This is a genomic window from Porcincola sp. LCP21S3_C12 (assembly GCF_052118625.1).
GTDB lineage: Bacteria > Bacillota > Clostridia > Lachnospirales > Lachnospiraceae > Porcincola.
The window spans coordinates 45561-62946 of the sequence record NZ_JBQKGW010000006.1; the positions used below are offsets into that span (position 1 = coordinate 45561).

Sequence of the window (17386 nt, forward strand, 5' to 3'; positions counted from 1 at the left end):
CTGCTCCTTTTATGTCTCAAACTTTTTACTTCCAGTAATTCTCATATTGATGAGTGAGAAGGCCATCATGATCAGGAACAATACAACCGCCATGGCAGATGCATACCCGATGTTCAGATTCGTGAATGCCTCTGTCGTGATTCGGTACGCTATCAGCGCCGTATCTTCCCCTGGTCCTCCGGAAGTCATCGAATAGACAAGGTCAAATGAAGTCAGCCTCCACAGTGTGAATGGAATACAGAGTGTCGCCACCCCCTTTGCGATCAGCGGCAGAGTGATTTTCGTAAAGCACTGTCTGGCGGAAGCGCCGTCAACCTTTGCTGCCTCATACAGATCCCCTGATATGAACTGCAGGTTCGACAATACCAGAATCGCAAAGAACGGAAGATCCTTCCAGAGATCCACCGCAATCACAGCTGCTCTCGCAGACCCCCTGTAGATCAGCCAGTTATACTGAAAGCTCGGGACAATCCTTCGGATCAGATCATTGATCAGGCCATAGTCGTTATTGAACGCCCACTTTGCGGCCATACCTGCGACGACAGAGGGCATTGCCCAGGGAATCAGGACAATCGTCCGGAGGAACCTCTGCCCTTTGAACTTCATGTTCAGCGCCATCGCAAGCAGCACACCCAGTGTAATATGAAAAAACATCGAGACAAAGACAAAGATAACCGTAAACTGGATCGAGATCAGTACCTTCGGATCATGAAACATCCGGATATAATTCTCAAACCCGCAGAACACATTCTTTCCGGCAAGGAGCCGTATGTCAAAAAAGCTGTCCCTGATTGTCTTTGTGACCGGATATATCGTTGTAAATGCCCTCAGGATGACAACCGGAAGCACCAGCAGCCATGGAAGGAGAGCCATCGCCTTCGATTTGCTTCTGTACATGTGATATTTCCTTCCTCCTCAGACGACAGCCGGGGGCAGGATTTTCTGCCACCGGCTGTATGAAGATTTTACTGATACTCCTCTACGTATCCCTGTGCCTGGGAGAGGAAGTCATCGATCGAGATCTCATCTCTCATATAGGACTGGAAGATCGTTCCCATCGCACTGATGAACTCCATTGTCTGCGGCAGCATCGGCCTTCCCTGTACGTTGCACTCCTTTGCGTATTCCGCGTACATCTTCTTGACAGGATTGGAATCCGGAACAATTTTCTCCGCCAGATCCGCCCTTGCCGGATAACGGTCAAAATACTTGTAGCTTGCCTCCATCCCGTCTTTCCCGGTCATGTACTGAAGGAATTTGACCGCAGCGTCCTTGTGTTCGGATGCGGCATTCAGGACATAGCTCCAGGAGTCTGTAAAGATGGATCTGCTTCCGTCCTCCGCGAAGGACGGAACCATCGCCATATGGATCTTGTCATCTCCGAGCATATCCGCATTCGCATAGTCGGTTCCAGTTCCCCACATAAACCAGCAGCCGTATTTTCCATCGATTGCCTTCGGATTCATCTGCTCATACTTGTCAGGAAGCTGGTCAAGAGAGGTATAACCCTTCTGGACAAGCTCATGAAGGAATTCCATCGCCTCCTTGTTGTGCGGATTTGTCCAGTCGTAGTAATCTCCGCCAAACATATTGACAAACTGTGCAATCTCATTGAATACATATGTTTTTTCCCATGATCCGCCATATCCGAACCGACCGTTTCCGGAAACAGCTTCCATATACTTCATGAAATCATCCTTTGTGTCGATCGACTTGATGCCGACTTCATCCATAATCTGCTGGTTGACCCAGAATGCCAGGTAACCGGTATAAGACGGGACACCGATGACCTGGCCGTCCACGTTCGTAATCATCTGGTCGACATAGCCTTTAGCGAACTTGTCGCGGACGTCGTCCGTCATCACTGTGTCATTCAGTCCCTCCAGCCATCCGGAATTTTTGAATGTCGTACTCATCTCATCGTTGATCTCGATGATATCAACCGATGAGTCTCCGGTCGACAGCATGGTCGTAACCTTCTGCTGTCTCGTGTCAGAGTCTGTAGGTGCCGCAATGACATTAATCTTCAGCCCTGTTCCGCTCTCCACATCACTTAGCCAGTCCTTGAATTCCGGATCTGTCGTCTGGATGGAATACAGTGTGAGATCATAGTCTCCTGACGCTTCTGTCGACTCTGCCATTGCCGGAACCGCTCCACAGCCAAGCGCCATTCCTGCACTTAATGCCAGACTGAGCATTCTCCCTGTTCTTCTTTTCATCTCGTTTCCTCCTTCTCAAAAAGAACTTTTTTCCGATGCATGTACAATACCGGATTTCCCGCCTGGCTGAAATGCAATTTGTTTATGTGTTTTTATAATCCGTTTTAGACTTTGTGTGAACATCTTGAAATCATCGTGGATACAGATAAGATGAATGCAGGATCGAAACGTACTCTGAGATAAACAATGAAGGGAGCTTCACAATGAAAGATCAAATGGCCTCTTTCAGAAGGACTGTTTGCAAAAGTTTTTCTTCCTATCATTCAAAAATCCTGCTTTCACTTCTGTTCTGCGGCCTTATCCCACTCGTCGGAACATCATTTCTTCTGATCCACACGATCCGGAGCGGGAAAGAGCAGATTCTGGATGCCGTATACCAGTCCGATACTCAGCTGACCATGGAGATTGACAACCGCATAGGCCAGATCCAGTCTGTCATCGATTCTGTCCAGTACAGTATGTATGCCATCTCACAGACTCCCGCAGATATGCAGGAGAAAACAGAAGTGTCCAGCGTACGGAATACCCTGAGCCTGTACCAGTCTACCTTCAACCTGCTTCACATCTTCGCATTTCTCCCATCTGAGAATATGATCTCCAATGAGGGAATCTATTTCCTTCCCCTGGATGAACTGGACCGTTTTGGAATCAGCAGCAGTACGCCGACTTCCTCCACCTTCTGGTTCTACCAAAAGCATATTCCGCTGCCCTATGTCCTGAACATTGACAAGAAAGACTATCACTCAATCGGCGCCGGATACATTCTGAGGGATCAAGTCAGCAAGGATATCCAGTATGCCTTTCTGGTCTACATGAATCCGGATGAACTGAGCTCCATCCTGTCCGGTTCATTCTCTGATGACCGCATCCAAAGTTTTATAATGACGCCTGCGGGTCAGATCACTGCCTCCTCGGTTTCCGCTTCCGATGGCCAGATGGCAGATTCGTCTATCATTGCCTCTCTGCAGGAGACATCCGGCTCTTCTGTCAGAGTCCGGATGAATAGCGGAACAATCACCAGAATCTCCCCGCTTTCAAACGGATGGTTTCATGTAACAACCATCCGGAGTTCCTACGTTAATGAAAACCTGAAAGCAACATTGTTCTCCATCAGTCTGATTCTGTTCCTGACGGTTGCCTCGATTCTTCTGGTTTCTGCATTCCTGTCTCAATCTCTGACCTCCCGAGTCAGCCTGCTCTCGAAGGCCATGCGGGAATATAACCCGGCGGTCGGACTCTCTGAGAAAACGCAGGCAGCACTTGGCTTCCGGAAGCCTTCCGGCATGCTTGACGAAATCGATGAGCTGAGTCACACCTTTCTCCGTATGGATGATTCGATACAGTCCAGCCTGGCATCCATCATGGAGCTGTCCCTGTCCGGAGAGCGTCTCCGTTACAAGCTGCTTCTGGCACAGATTAATCCGCATTTTCTGTATAACATTCTTGGCACCATCCAGGTCTGCATTCATACCGGGAAGCCGGGCATCGCCGACCAGATGATTGCGGAGCTTTCCCAGTTTTACCGGCTCGCTCTTCGAAGGTCTACAGAAATGATCCGGATCAGAGACGAGCTTGAGATCGCCCGCCTCTACCTGGAACTTGAGAAAGCTTGTCATAATGGCCAGCTGACATGGCAATTTCACTTAGAGGATGGGATCGAGAATTACTATATCTGCAAATTTACGCTCCAGCCCTTCCTTGAAAACTGTATCCACTACGGGTACTCTGAGGCAGACAAATGTGTATCCATCACGCTCTCTGCAGTCTATCTGGACGACAAGGTTCAGATCACCATCCAGGATGCCGGATCCGGAATGTCTAAGGAAAAACTGCAGCAGCTTCGTGCAGTCATCGAATCCAGGAGTGTGGATTATTCAAAGAATTTTGGTATTGGGAGCGTCAGTTGGAGAATCTCGAGTCCCTCCTATGGAAACGGTACACTGAAGATTGATTCAGCCCCTGGCGAAGGAACAATTGTGACAATCACAATTGACCAGATAGAGGAGTATTCAGAATGAGCCGGAATGTAATCATCATAGATGACAACCAGTTTGCAATAGAGGGCATCCTGTCCCAGATTAACTGGCCAAGCCTTAACGCTGAGATAAAAGGGACCTTCAACGACGGGTATTCCGCAATCGAATATGCCCAGTCGCACGACATCGACCTTGTGATCTCCGATATCGAAATGCCCGGTATCAGCGGAATTGAACTTTGCTCCAGGCTGATCCAGATCAAGCCAGATATCAGGATGATTCTGATCAGTGCATTTGACAAATTTGACTATGCAAAAAAAGCCATCCGCATCGGAGTCGTCGATTATATTGAGAAGCCGATCTCCTATCCATATCTTAGTGAAAAGCTTGCCTCCGTCTTTCGTTCCATGGATCAGGAGGACAGGACGCGTACCATCGTAGAGCAGAGCAAGCCCTTGATTCAGGAGAAGCTGATCTCCGACCTGATCGGTTTCTCCGGCGCCGAGGCGGAGGAACGGCTGTCCAGATATTCCCGGTATCTGAGTCTTGACTTCAACTATTCCAGCTACTGTGTTCTCAAAATACGGATAGAGAATGCTGATTCCATCGAAAAAGACTTCGGCGTGCAGCGGTATCAGATGGACGTCATCTCTATCGAGGAATCCGCCCGCAAATCCGGCTCTGTTTTTGACTGGTTCTACTGCTACCACACGTATGACGCGGTGTACTGTATCATCGGCCAGAATACAAACAGCACCGAACACTTTCTGACCGTCATTCACAAGTTTGCTGACATCATCATCACAAATTCAGACGCAACTGCGGAGTTGAATATCGGAATCGGAACCATCGTTCCCCGCATCTCCATGCTTCATGAATCAGCTGAGAACGCGGAAGGCGCCCTGAAGTACCGTTTTTGCTTTCCGCATGACACAATCTATGATGCATATGACACGGAGAAGCACTCTTTCTCCTTCTTCCCTGAAAACGGACGCGACACCTCGGAGCTGTTCCAGCTGATCGCGTCCAAGAATACGGCTCAGATTCGTGTCTGGCTGCGTGATTACTTCGATGCGCTGGCGAAGGAATGCACAGTCAAGAACATCCTGTTCTCGCGCATTCACATCCTGATCGGCGACATCATCCACTTCTGCTATGAGGTCAACATTGATATCTCCGACATGGAGGAAGACATAACAAAGCTGTACCGTCGTTTTGACCGGATCCACGACTATAATGAACTGTTCGAGTGGATGAGTGATTTCTGCCTGAAGGTCGGGGACTGTCTCGATACCTCGACAGAGTCCTACCACGAGCATATCTGTTCACAGGCATCACAGTTTATCAGCGAAAACTACAGTGACAACACCCTCTCGCTCTCTGACATCGCCCGACACGTCGGCATCAGCAGCGCCTACCTCAGCGCCCTTTATAAAAAAGTGTACGGAAAGAATATTTTCGACACCATCACGAATCTGCGGCTTGAAAAGGCGTGCCAGCTTCTTCAGCAGTCAGCACTCCCGCTGAAGGAAATCAGCCTCCGGTGCGGTTACAGCAACCAATATTACTTCAGCAACAGCTTCAAGAAAAAATACGGCCAGTCCCCTTCCATGTACAGAAAAGGACAGCCCCAGGCCTGATTGGCCGAAGGCTGTCCTCCCTGCCTGTAACCAGCCCCGCATCTTGCGGCGCCGCCGAATTACATCTTCTTCTGTTGTTATTCACCCCGGCCCTGCTTCCGGCGTTTTTTGAGAAGCAGGACTGCGATAAGCGCCAGGGTTACACCGGATGCGCCCAACATGGTCATCCAGAATTCTGTTCTGGTTGCGTCTCCGGTCAGAACGTTGCTCTGCCCTGTGGTCCCTGGCTGGGAACCGCCTCCTGTCCCACTGACAGCCTCACTGCCCTGGTCAGTATCCTGCGATGTTCCTTTGACTTTTCCATCTGATCCCTCAGGGATCCCAGATGTCTCTGGCGCCTGCGGCGGATTCTCCTGTGGCTTTGTCTCAGGAGTCTGCGGTACTGTTTCGGACTGATCCGGATCGCTCACCCGGATACTGTCCGTTTTCTCCCCGGTCTTATCACCGTTGCGAAGGGTAGTCGTTACCTGGCGCCTGCCATTCTCGTCAACAATCGACATTACATGGAGCTCCCAGGTTCCAAGCGCCTTGTCCGAGCTGTCTGCAATCCTGACATCATACCAGTACTCGCCAACTTTCGGGTATTGGATGACGATGGCGTAGTCCGTTCCATCCGCCTTCGAAATCCGCAGAGAATATGTGCCATTCGCAGCGCCCTCCGGCATCGGTGCGTCTGCATCCTCCGGCGTCAGCGTCAGATGGTATGTTTTCTCCGGGCTGAGTCCCTGCCTGCTGAACTCCACATGGACCGGAACATTGATCTGGAGGGAATTCTCTTCCGCAAATCCACGTGTAAAACCAGACAGGAAGAAAATGACTGTCAGCAGGATTCCGATCCCGTATTGTATGATTCGTGCTCTTCCAGTTCTCATATTCCCCCCATGACTGCATATATTTTCATGTACAAAAACTGTCCGCCCTGCCGTTTGTGATGGCTTGCCGAAAGCACAGGTCTTTGAGGCTTCTTACGACTCCGCCGAAAGCTCATAAGCCGCCAGCACGATGGTCCGGTTCTCGTCCAGATAGGTCGAGCAGGTGGACAATGTCAGCACATGATAGCGCTCCGGCTCCGCTTTGATCTTGTCAAGCAGATCTGTCCGGACATGTTTGCTCTCAGAGCTCACATAGTCCAGGTAAGCAGCAGGCTCCTCATCAGCCGCGACCGGATCGAAAATCCATCTGTCCCTTGAAGAAACTACCATCACGGAGAAAACCGTGACCGGTATCTTCTGGCCCGGGATCAGGAGCGTTCCGTCCGTGTGCTTGTCGAAAAAGCGCTTCTCCAGGTACAGGTCAAGATCGCCGAACATCTGGTGCCGGTCCATATGGTGCCCGTAAACCAGCTCATTGAAATCCGTAAAATCCCGATTGCACCTGGTGTCCAGAAACAGCGTTCCTGCCAGGGAGTAATCTCCATAGACGTCCTTGTTCAGGTACTCCTCATTGTCGCTTCCCTGCACAACCGGGTTGTCGATCTGAGTTCCCTCCAGCGTGATCCAGGCGCAGACATCCTTGTTGATCTTCTGAAGATCTTCAAAGGAAGGCTTTTCGCCCTCCGGCTTCTCCTTGCGGATCCGCACGGACAAGTCCATCGCCGCCTGGTAGATGCTGTTATTGTCCCAGATCGAATAAATACTGTATGCCATCGCCAGCAGAATCGTCAGAATTACGACAACATCCAGGATCCAGTTTAAAACCCTCAGAAGCCCTCTGCCGCGGCGATGTGCATCCGGCGCATTCATCATGCGCGGCGCTTTCTGGCAATGACGATAAAGGCCACCGCTCCGCCAATCGCGGCAAGCAGGATGAGGAAATACGGCATGTTGGTGGTAAAGACACCCGTGTCGATCGTCGTATCGTTGGTGTTTGTGATGACAACATTATATGCCTGAGCCATCATCGTGCTTGCGGCATTCGGTGTTGCAGTATCCGCCGAGTATTCTTTTCCGTCCAGCGTATAGGTTGTGGTATAGCCATCTGCGCTGTAGTTATCCTCCTTCACCAGCCACTTTACACCGGCGGGGATATTTGTGAGAGTGATTGAAGTTCCATCTGTTACAGTGAAGGTTCTTGTAACGTTTGGTTTCTCTGTATCGGTCTGTGTCGTCCAGTCAGTAGGCTGAATAGCGCTATTCTCGCTATCACTGGATGCCCCCGCGACCGTAATGATTGAACTTACCCTCTTTTCCGGACTCTGCGGTGTCCATAGCATCACATTCACCTTGAACTCTTTATCCTTCGCTCCAAGGCTTCCGGCAACCTTCTTTGTAAATGTAAGCTTGCCTGCATTATATTTATTCTCAATCTTGCTATCCTTGGCCTTTGACGTTTTATTGACAAGGGTGATACCACTTACACCCGGCGTATTCGTGGCAGCATCATTCTTGACGGTCACTGCAATTCTGTATGTCTGACTATCGTAAACAACACCGGCAGTCTCTCCCACCACCTCGTGAAAGTCATAATAATAAACGCCGGGGCTTGTAAACTTACTTGGCGTCAGGGTTACATTCACCGCCTTTGTTTTTGTTGTCGACCCGGCTTCGCCAGTGCTATACGATGCACTGGCAAGTGTGATCGTTGCCGGAACTTTTGCTCCGACTGTCGCTTTTGTGGTATCATCTAATTCCTTGACCTGATCGATCTGGTTGCTGTCATTCCACTGTGTTCCCTTGATTGCTGCCAGGGACGCGAGGTTGTCCGCTGTTTCACTGGTGCTCCCAGTCGCTTCTCCACTGTGAAACCCAAACTCTTCAGCCGGGCTTGGATAGTCATTAACTGCCGCTCCAGCTGGAATCTGCGCTTCAAATACCTTATCAAATGACAGCTGTGTTGTGGTTGTATCCTCCGCTGCCATCGCTCCTGCTGCGCTCCCGATGGCGACTGCTGCCAGCGTAAGCGCGCCTGCAATCAGGTTGATGCCGAATCCTTTCCTCTTGCTGTTTTTCATGGGGTCTTTTCCTTTCTGTCTCAAGAGATTCATGGTTTCTGCTGTTATGCCTGCAGAGAAAAGGTGTCACAGTCCTCTTCTTCTCAGAATCGTGAGTACTTTTCCTTCTATTTCCTTCAGCGGGATGGCGCCGTAGCTCCGGCTGTCCTTCGCGCTGGTGCGGTAATCTCCCAGAATGAAGACACTGCCGTCCGGCACCTCATAGGGATATGTCAGCTTTCCCGGGTCATCTGTCGGGAAGAGGATCTCGCCGCTCTCCGTGGCACCGTTCACCTCGACAGCCCCGTCCCCGCTGATATTGACGGTGTTCCCTCCCATTGTGAGAATCCGGCCAAAATGCAGTTCCCCGCCTGCCCGGTACAGGACAACATCACCTGACCGGTACTGCGTCTGCAGCCGGTAGCCCAGCGTCAGGTCGCCGTCCTTCAGGGACGGGAACATGTCTGATCCGCCGACCCGCTTCAGGAACAGCACCTTCGTGAAGATGAGGATCAGAATGACCACGAAGATAGCCATCCTGACCGCCAGGCTCAGATATCCTTTCCAAAGCGGCTGGGGATCCGGGGGCGGTTTGATGTAGTTCACCTGATCCTTTGCATCTACCGCCCCGGCCGCTTTGCTGCGCCCGCGCATCACCATTTCCTCCGAATACACCGACGCCAGGCCAGAATCACAAAGGCCGCTGCCGCGAAGGCAAGAAGCCATACAGCGACTCTGTAGGGTCTCGTCGAATCTGTCTCCACGCCGTTAGCAGGAATCTTGAATTCCTGATTCGTAACGCCGAACACTGCCGGCTCAGTGGAATCCGGCGCTGTCACCGTGTTGACATCCCCGCCGGTACCGGCGGCCGTATCACTGTCGCTGCTCCCGGAGACACCCTGATAGCGGACGATGTAACCGTTCCCTTCTTTGTTGTAAAGGAGTCGTCCATCCGTGATCGGATCGCCATCTCCGTCCAGCTCATAAACCTTGTACGAGTCGCCGACGTTCAGAGACTGGAAAACCGGCTCGGTCACGCTCTGGCTGATGCCATTCTGCGTCAGCGTATAGGCCGGTGTCCCATTCTGATATCTGATCGTAAGTGTTCCAATCTTTCTGTCCAGACTGTTATACAGACCGAAGGAGAAGGTTCCGTCCGGAGGCACTGCAGCTTTTGTTCCATCACTGTTCAGAAAAGCCTTGTCGATCTTCAGAGACGCCTTCTGATTTGCTGCTGTGTAGGTATAGACACTCCCACGGTAGTTGACAATCACACCTTGGGACGCCCATGTTTTCAGCTCGTCAGCGGTATGTACGGTCGCGCCGCTCGTGTCTGTACTACCCCACGCTGTCGACTTGTCCGGGTATCCTCCGCTGCTGTCTTTCCGGGCCATCACAATAAAGACCGGGTCGGTCGACTTCACATATCCATCTGGCGCCCTGTCTTCCACAATACAGTAGACGGTATTGTAAAGAAGATTTTTGCTTTCGCCGAACGTCAGAATGCCACTGTGCGTTCCGCTTGAAGCTGTCGTCTGGATGTCGACCGGCTTTCCTGTTTTGCTCCACTTGCCTGTGCCCTGATCATACGCAGCCAGATAGAGCGAGAACTTTGCGCCTGAAAGTTCCTTCGACGCATTACTCTGATCGATCTTGACCAGCCTGATCTCCGGATAATTTTTCAGACTGAGTTTTCCATCAATGCTGTATCTGACAGTCTTTGAAACGGTTGTGGCAGATTGTTCCTGATATCCCTGCCAGTAGGCTTTGTTCGAGTACGTCACGTCCGTATCAGGCGCGGCATCAATCTCCGCCTTGTACGTCACCGTCAGTTTCTGACTGTCCGGAAGCGCCAGTGTCATCGTCGTGACAGGCTGATTGCTGCTGTTTTTTCCTTTCTGAAGGCTGATGTTCCACTGACTGCTGTCAAGCACCGCACCACTCGAATCCTTGACGGTGACACTCCCCGGATCGATGGTAAAGCTCCCGGTCATCTCATCGACAAGTGTCAGCGTGTCGGAGCCTGGCAGCAGATCCTCTCCCCTCGGATTCACCGTGATGGTGAAGGGCACCGCGCCCTCCGATACAGCGGCAGCGCTTTTCTCAATAGAAGGGATCTGGATCGCTGTGCTCACGCTGCTTGTGGAAACCAGGCTTCCATCCGGCCGGTAGACATTCATCTTATTCACGAATGTCTCGCTCTTCCCCATCAGAGCTTCCGGATCTGTGACTCTCATCACAACCTGAACCTGGATATCCGCCGAATCCTTTGTTCCTTTATGCAGATTTCCTACATCAAACAGGATCTTATGGTTTTCCGCGCTGTAGTAAGCATAGGCATCAAATCTGTAGTCGATCCTTCCGTCAATCTTTGTGTTTTTCTGACCGATGTCTGTCCAGTCTCCCCCAAGATCCGTGATTTCCGGCATTGTCGGCGTTTGTGTCGGATCCGTTCTCATCGTGTTGTTCGGAATCCAGAAACAGCGGATGTAGACCGGCTCCATCCCGTCCGGAACGACATCCTCAACCCGGAAGGAACCCTGTTCATCTCCTCCGTAATTCACAACAAGGCGATATTCCGCGTAGGTACCTGACGACAGTGATGCGGTACTTCCTCCGGACTGATAGCTTGTCAGTATTTTATCCTTTGGGCTATTTCCACTGGTTATCATGGTCTTCGGAACATAAGACCACGTGCCTGTGGTGTTGTCATATGCTCCGTATGACCCTAGTTCCTTGAAGTTCGTCCCTTCGCCCAGCACGGAGAGTGTGTCGGTATTGGCAAGCATCCAGTCCTGAGAGGAGCTGCTCCTCTCATACAGTGTATTTTGAAAACTTGTAATTTCCCGAGCGCCCCATGAATTGTTCGGCGCAGTTGTCAGAATGACATACAGCTGCTTTCCTTCCGGTATCTCTACATCTTCCTGGAAGGTCAGGACACCCTCTCCGCTGGTAGAATCCGATGACCAGCTATAGGCTGCCGATTCCAGCTTTGAGAAGTCGTCATTCCCTTCAATCTGTGAAAAGTAAGCATACTGGTCTGTGAGGGATGTCCCGCTTCCGGCAGCCGCCCCCAGATAGATTCCGGCGATGGAGTCAGCGGTTGTATGATGCGGCTGGCTCAACGGCTTATCCCGAAGCTGGACACCTGCCGGAATCTTCGATCCGCTGACAGTGAACACCCAGTACAGCTTTCCATTCTTATACAGGCTGGACGTATCCTTGGAATCGTAGTACCAGCCTTCCTTCTTTACAGAGTAATCCAGCGAGCCGGAGACCGTCGTGCTTGTTTTCACGTTCATGGAAGGAAGGGAATAGGTTACTCCCCCGGTTCCTACGATGCTTCCGCTCAGCGTAAAGCTGTTCCCTGATGTTGCGCGGCTGAAATTTCCAGCGACCGGCGCCGCGTAGTAGGTGAGCAGATACGCCCCCTGTCCCAGCTCACTGCTCAGGCTCTTGGGCGAGAGGTTAAATCTCGTCATCCCGTTGATATCCAGCCAGACCGTCTTGTCCGGCGTCTGGCCGGACAAAGCATCCGCAACCTCCGCATCTGTTTTGCCTGAAGCATCGGAGCTGATCCCGCTTTGATAGTAATCCAGTCTCAGATAACCTGCATACTGCAGGTACTGTCCAAGCACATCGCTGAATGCCGCGGAGGATACATCCCAGCTTCCCTTTTCATTGACAACGACGCGGTACTTGATGCTGCCTGCCGGAACTTCCCTGTCCGCCGCGGATGAAGCGAGGCTCCATGTACTGTTGCTGTATGTATAAACAGAAGTCAGCCCGCTCTGATCGATCACACTGTCAATTGCAGCGCCCTGGACCTTTCTGTCCCAGGTATACTTTTCCAGCTGTGTGCTGACTGCACTGGTGCCAAGCGACTTATTGCCAAATGAGGACCGATCACTTGAATAGGCGGTTCCGCGATTATTGACAGTGACCGCCGAGGAGGAGAAGACCGGCTGCATCGTCAGCTCGCACTTCATCTGGACTGTCTGCCCCGGCTTGATCTCCCCAAAGTAGAAATTGAAGCCAGGGTTCTCCCTTCCGTCATTCTGCTTGATCGCATAGTACGGATCCGGAGAATCTTTCGTTCCGGCTGACACAGCTGACCATGTCTGATTCTCATTCAGGATCTGGAAATTCCGGAACCCAAGAGATGGAAAAGCATCTGTCGCCGTGATGGCATTCCAGACATTTGCGGACGTGATGTCCGTCCCGGAAAGCCCGAAGTCATCTGAGATCTTCAGATGCTTCACAGGCCAGGTGTTTTTCGCGTCCGCCGTCACCTTGAACGTATACGGGATCGTGATGGTATTGTCGCTGTTATACCGGACATCCCCTGCTTTTTTTGTGACGCTTGCCTTTGTCTGCGGCGTGAAGGTTGATGTCGCCGTATTATGCTCATAGGTTTTTGACTTTGGTGTGGCCGTATTGATAATCGTGTCGGCCGATCCGGCCGCTCCCACGTAATCGTCCTTCAGCATCACCTGATAGTGGAGCACCCTGGTTTCGTCCGCCGCCATATCGCCGATCGTCCAGACCATCGTCCCCGGATCGGTATCTGTCCTGGCTGCAGATAGTTTCACGGAACCGTTCGTCTTCGCAGACGTATCTGTCGCCGCGGACGTAATCTCTTCATAGAATTTCTGCGTGCTGTCTGAAGTCAACACCGTATCTGTCTCCGTGATCCCGACATAGGAATCAACGGCCGCCGCGCCCCTTGAAAAATGGTCCGTAACCGTAACCTCTGGCATCCGGACATCCCCCGCGCTGACCGTCAGCGTATAGGACAGGTAGGAATGTCCATCCGTATCGTTATGCGAGTAGACGGGGCCGGACTTCTCGAGAGTCAGGGATCCTGCCTTCGCATCGAAGTCCGGATCAAAATGGATTGTGATATCCAAATTGCCAAGCTTCAGCGTCTGGGTTGTATCCGTCCGGATCTGCGCCGGATCCGGCGTCACGGTGAAGGAGATTTCGCCATTGTCATAGGTATAATCTTTCCCTTCCTGGTTGATTGTATTCTGGAGAATCTCCTGATCCATCTGAAGGATCAGCTTCTGCCCTTCCGCCCTCAGCGTGGCGATCTGGTTTCCGGAATCATCCTTGATTATTCCGCTGGACACAGTCGGATTGGAGAGAACCGACGGAATCTCGATGTACAGCTTTCCGCCCTTTTCAAGGAGTCCCTGCGCGCTGATTCCGCCGAAATTCACTGTCATCTTCAAGGTCGTGTAAACAGGCACAACTATGTCAGAGGTAATGGTCTTATAGTCGTTTCCGTCCAGATAGGAGAGCCTGTACCCGGTCAGATAAGGCTGATAGGTTCCGTCAGCCAGATGGATTCCGCCAGCCAGGTTGATTCCTTCAGCATCCACTACATCTGTGTGATCATTGTCAGCTGCAAGAGTCGACTCATCCAGCTCTGCTGTTAACTCCTGTCCTTCATCCGAAGCCTCGATGCCATCCTCCAGAGCGGTGCCCGATCCATTCTCCCCACCCGGTGAAATCACGATAGAATCCACATCATCCGTTGGGGCAGTTGCTGCATCCGCTGTGTCCTGAGAAGAAGCTGTCTCCTTCTGCTCTGAAGAGATTTTCTGGCCGGAAATCGCCGCTGTATTCGCCTGCGCTTCTGTCGTACCGCTGTCTTCTCCATGCCTTGCGATATCCTCTGAAGAGGAAACCTCCAACTGTGCTGCTGTCTCCGTCTGAACAGTCGCTTCTGTCTGAATGGACGGCACCTCTCCCTCCGTCTGAGACAGACCTTCCGCATAGACAAGCTGCGGGGTAATCGTTCCTGTAGTGAGACAAAGTGCACAGATCAGCGCGATGAACTTCTTGACTATTGTGACATTATTCATGAATATCCCTCAACACCCCTGGTCTGTGTTTCTGATTCTCTTGTTACTCTATTTATTGCTATGTATCATAACGCTTAATCGTCTGAAAAAAAATGCATAATCCTGCCAATCTTTGATAAGTATTATGATTATACTTCCATCAATATTGCATAAATGCACTTCTCAACAGAGCATATACACTACTTATTATATACATTTTAATATTTATTATTATTCTTATATTTTTTAGAATGTGCCATTCAGGTCAGCCCCGTCTTATTCAAAGGTGATTTGTTCTTTCTCATCGAAAAAGGGTGCCCCCTCCGAAATCTTTTAAGATTCCGAATGAGAACGCCCTTTCCTGCTTGTGATCTGCCACTGACATCTGCTGTCAAACTGACTCAATCTGCTTCCATCTGGTTCAATTGATTCAACCCGCTTCTGTCGCACCTTCAGTCTGGCTCTCCGCCGAAAGACTCTGTTCTGCCTGCTGCTGTGCCTCCACCGCAGCTTCCTTGCTCAGGCCGATATTCTCCGTGATCACATTCCAGATATCGGAGCTCTCAAACCCAAGCGCCCAGGCGGCTGTTCCGGCAAGATCATACTGCGGGATCAGCCGGACCTTTGCCGCAATCGAGTCGGCATCCTCAATCCAGATCTGGCAGCGGACCCCATCATTCGTCGTCCAGTCTGCGTAGCGCTGGAAAGCCGAGGCATCAAAGACAGGTGTAACATTCCAGCTCTGGAGCGTCTTCTGGACACCGGCCATGGACAGCACCTCACTGGTGGTGGTCCGGGCGCCGTCCTCTCCGCTGGATGTATACCAGATTCTGGTGTAGAACGGGATCGCGGAAATCAGCTTTTCAGCCGGGACTCCCTGGCTGATACTCTCCTCAATCGCACGCTGCTCATAGGTTAGAGAAGCAACCGATCCTGCATCCGAGCCGGAGTAATGCTCGTCATACCCCATGTTAATGAGGTAGTCCGCCACCGTTGCGATCTCTTTCCGATTCATCCACTGGTTGAAATCATAGGGCGGCTTGATGTCGACCGACAAGACAAGCTTGTTCAGCCGGCATTCGATGGAGAGCTCCCGGACAAACTGCACATAGGCGAGCGCATCCGCCTCCTCCATGTATTCAAAGTCGAGGTTGATGCCGTCAAGTCCCAGCTTCAGGGCATCATCGACAAGTTCACCGATTGCATTCCTTCTCGAGGCTGTCGAAGCCAGCACAGCGGAGGTATCCATCTCACTCGAGAAATCCGACACCAGCCCCCAGACCTGCAGTCCTTTTTTGTGGGCAGCCTTCACATACTTTTTCGACCCGATTGAGGAAATGTTGCCGTCGTTATCCGTCAGGGAAAACCAGGTCGGTGAGATCACGTTGACCCCTGACATCTGCGCGGTCATATCGGACAAGGTATCGTTTCCATCCTTCGAGGACACCTGGTGCCAGACCAGTGTCACCTTTCCGTCCATCGTGATAGACGGGTATTCCTGCGCCGGAATATCCGTTGTGACATTCTCCGTCGTCGGTTCCGCCATCCGCCCGGACTTCACATATCCGATGTAGCCATCCTTCGTCAGAACCTTCATCCAGCGAGAAAGCTGATCCAGAACAAATACCTTGTCGCCCTTGGCAAGCGTCGTCAGGATCGGGCTTTTGATGCCGCCCCTGTAGCGGACAGCCGCCTCCTTGACCGACTTCGCCGTCAGCTGTTCTCCCCATTTGTACCGGATCAGGACATGACCGCCATCATTGTTTCCCTTCTTCCATGTGTACTCCACTTGAGTATACTTCTGGAGGAAATCAGCGCTTACATAGAGGCCTGTCGTGTTTCCACCGCTGCTCTCCTGCGCGTCCTGCGTGACGCGCTCGCTCCCGGTAATCCGGTCGTCATCCGGGCGCAGAATAATCACCCGGTCATAGGTTCCCTCACTGACAGGGTCCGTCGTCCGGACGCCGTCAATGACGCTGTACGAAGAGGCGTTCACCGGGATCTCAAATTCCTGGGTCGCCGTTGTAAACAACATCCTGGTTGTCCCTTCATCCCAGTAAAATCGTCCGTTCAATGTATCGCGCACAATGTTATAAGGAAGATAGAGTGCGTCATCCTTCACAATCGCACGCTCATTCACCAGCTGGTCTCCCAGAATGAGCGCAGCTTCGTCCTGCTGCAGCTGCCCGAAGTAGGCTTCATCGGACATCCGCCTGTTGGTTGGTGTATTCCGGATGATCAGAACGCCAGTCCCAAAAAGCAGCAGAGCAAGGAAAAATGCGGCCAGTGCCTTCCGGCTTCCCCTGCCGCCCTTTCTTCGCAAGACTGTGCTGCTGCTCCCCGATGAAGGCATCTGGCTGTCCGCCTTGCGGTCATCTGTGATTTCTGTATGATCCGTTTTTTTCACACCAGACTGTTTCTCATTCAATTCTGATTTTTCCATGGCTGTTATCCTTACGGCTGATTTTCCGATTCCTGCAGGGTTGGTTTCGCCATCCTGTTCTCTTTCACCGCTGCAGCTGACAGTTCTGCATCGCTTCCGTTCCTGATACAGGTGGCTTACCATGATCTGTACGCACAGATGAGATGTTCAGGCTTGTAGATTCAACCGTAAGTATAGCAACCTTTCAGATTCGAGTCGACATCAAACATTCTTAAGATCCCCGGCAGACTTTGTCACACAACGGGGAAATGGCCGTCCTCCTGTTTCCGTATCTTATGAGAATCCTCCCCGGTCCAGGCATGAATTCCTGAATCCGGAGTTCCCTTCTTC

The 17386-nt window shown here is 51.5% G+C and carries 10 protein-coding genes; 2 read left to right on the forward strand and 8 right to left on the reverse strand.

Annotated elements, in window-relative coordinates:
- Positions 1-9: 9 nt before the first annotated feature.
- Both ACTQ1N_RS04750 and ACTQ1N_RS04755 read right to left on the reverse strand, forming a co-directional pair.
- A complete protein-coding gene (locus tag ACTQ1N_RS04750) occupies positions 10-897 on the reverse strand; it encodes a carbohydrate ABC transporter permease (protein WP_154526974.1) in 888 nt (295 codons plus the stop codon).
- A gap of 68 nt (positions 898-965) precedes the next feature.
- Positions 966-2219 carry an ABC transporter substrate-binding protein gene (locus tag ACTQ1N_RS04755; protein ID WP_441955133.1) on the reverse strand — a complete coding sequence of 418 codons (1254 nt, stop codon included), beginning with the start codon at positions 2217-2219 and terminating at the stop codon, positions 966-968.
- A gap of 203 nt (positions 2220-2422) precedes the next feature.
- Here ACTQ1N_RS04755 and ACTQ1N_RS04760 point away from each other — a divergent pair, with 203 nt between their 5' ends.
- Together ACTQ1N_RS04760 and ACTQ1N_RS04765 are read left to right on the forward strand one after the other, a co-directional pair.
- On the forward strand, positions 2423-4237 hold the full coding sequence (locus ACTQ1N_RS04760; RefSeq protein ID WP_441955135.1) for a sensor histidine kinase: 1815 nt from the start codon (positions 2423-2425) through the stop codon (positions 4235-4237).
- Positions 4234-5835 (forward strand): response regulator transcription factor, encoded by a 1602-nt coding sequence (locus ACTQ1N_RS04765; protein ID WP_441955137.1) that lies wholly within the window; start codon positions 4234-4236, stop codon positions 5833-5835. Before ACTQ1N_RS04760 ends, ACTQ1N_RS04765 begins: the two co-directional genes overlap by 4 nt.
- A gap of 77 nt (positions 5836-5912) precedes the next feature.
- Here ACTQ1N_RS04765 and ACTQ1N_RS04770 read toward each other — a convergent pair whose 3' ends face one another.
- The 6 genes from ACTQ1N_RS04770 to ACTQ1N_RS04795 form a co-directional block, all read right to left on the reverse strand.
- Positions 5913-6707: a hypothetical protein gene (locus ACTQ1N_RS04770; protein ID WP_441955139.1), complete on the reverse strand. Its 795-nt coding sequence runs from the start codon at positions 6705-6707 to the stop codon at positions 5913-5915.
- Between the two features lie 93 nt (positions 6708-6800).
- Complete coding sequence (srtB, locus tag ACTQ1N_RS04775; protein WP_441955141.1) at positions 6801-7580, reverse strand: class B sortase; 780 nt, start codon at positions 7578-7580, stop codon at positions 6801-6803.
- A complete protein-coding gene (locus ACTQ1N_RS04780) occupies positions 7577-8785 on the reverse strand; it encodes a DUF7601 domain-containing protein (RefSeq protein WP_441955143.1) in 1209 nt (402 codons plus the stop codon). Before ACTQ1N_RS04780 ends, srtB begins: the two co-directional genes overlap by 4 nt.
- A gap of 66 nt (positions 8786-8851) precedes the next feature.
- Positions 8852-9418, reverse strand: a complete 567-nt coding sequence (gene lepB, locus ACTQ1N_RS04785; RefSeq protein ID WP_441955145.1) for a signal peptidase I — start codon at positions 9416-9418, stop codon at positions 8852-8854.
- The gene (locus tag ACTQ1N_RS04790) at positions 9418-14634 is read right to left on the reverse strand and encodes an MSCRAMM family protein (protein WP_441955147.1); all 5217 of its coding nucleotides are present in this window, start codon (positions 14632-14634) and stop codon (positions 9418-9420) included. Before ACTQ1N_RS04790 ends, lepB begins: the two co-directional genes overlap by 1 nt.
- Positions 14635-15043: 409 nt before the next feature.
- Entirely contained in the window at positions 15044-17056 is a 2013-nt protein-coding gene (locus tag ACTQ1N_RS04795) for a glycosyl hydrolase family 18 protein (RefSeq protein WP_441955149.1), read from the reverse strand.
- Positions 17057-17386: the final 330 nt, after the last annotated feature.

Bases quoted from the DNA above. Each gene is read 5' to 3' on its own strand.
- ACTQ1N_RS04755 (WP_441955133.1), bottom strand. From the start codon at position 2,219: ATGAAAAGAAGAACAGGGAGAATGCTCAGTCTGGCATTAAGTGCAGGA.
- ACTQ1N_RS04790 (WP_441955147.1), bottom strand. From the start codon at position 14,634: ATGAATAATGTCACAATAGTCAAGAAGTTCATCGCGCTGATCTGTGCA.
- lepB (WP_441955145.1), bottom strand. From the start codon at position 9,418: ATGCGCGGGCGCAGCAAAGCGGCCGGGGCGGTAGATGCAAAGGATCAG.
- ACTQ1N_RS04770 (WP_441955139.1), bottom strand. From the start codon at position 6,707: ATGAGAACTGGAAGAGCACGAATCATACAATACGGGATCGGAATCCTG.
- ACTQ1N_RS04750 (WP_154526974.1), bottom strand. From the start codon at position 897: ATGTACAGAAGCAAATCGAAGGCGATGGCTCTCCTTCCATGGCTGCTG.
- srtB (WP_441955141.1), bottom strand. From the start codon at position 7,580: ATGATGAATGCGCCGGATGCACATCGCCGCGGCAGAGGGCTTCTGAGG.
- ACTQ1N_RS04765 (WP_441955137.1), top strand. From the start codon at position 4,234: ATGAGCCGGAATGTAATCATCATAGATGACAACCAGTTTGCAATAGAG.
- ACTQ1N_RS04780 (WP_441955143.1), bottom strand. From the start codon at position 8,785: ATGAAAAACAGCAAGAGGAAAGGATTCGGCATCAACCTGATTGCAGGC.
- ACTQ1N_RS04795 (WP_441955149.1), bottom strand. From the start codon at position 17,056: ATGGAAAAATCAGAATTGAATGAGAAACAGTCTGGTGTGAAAAAAACG.
- ACTQ1N_RS04760 (WP_441955135.1), top strand. From the start codon at position 2,423: ATGAAAGATCAAATGGCCTCTTTCAGAAGGACTGTTTGCAAAAGTTTT.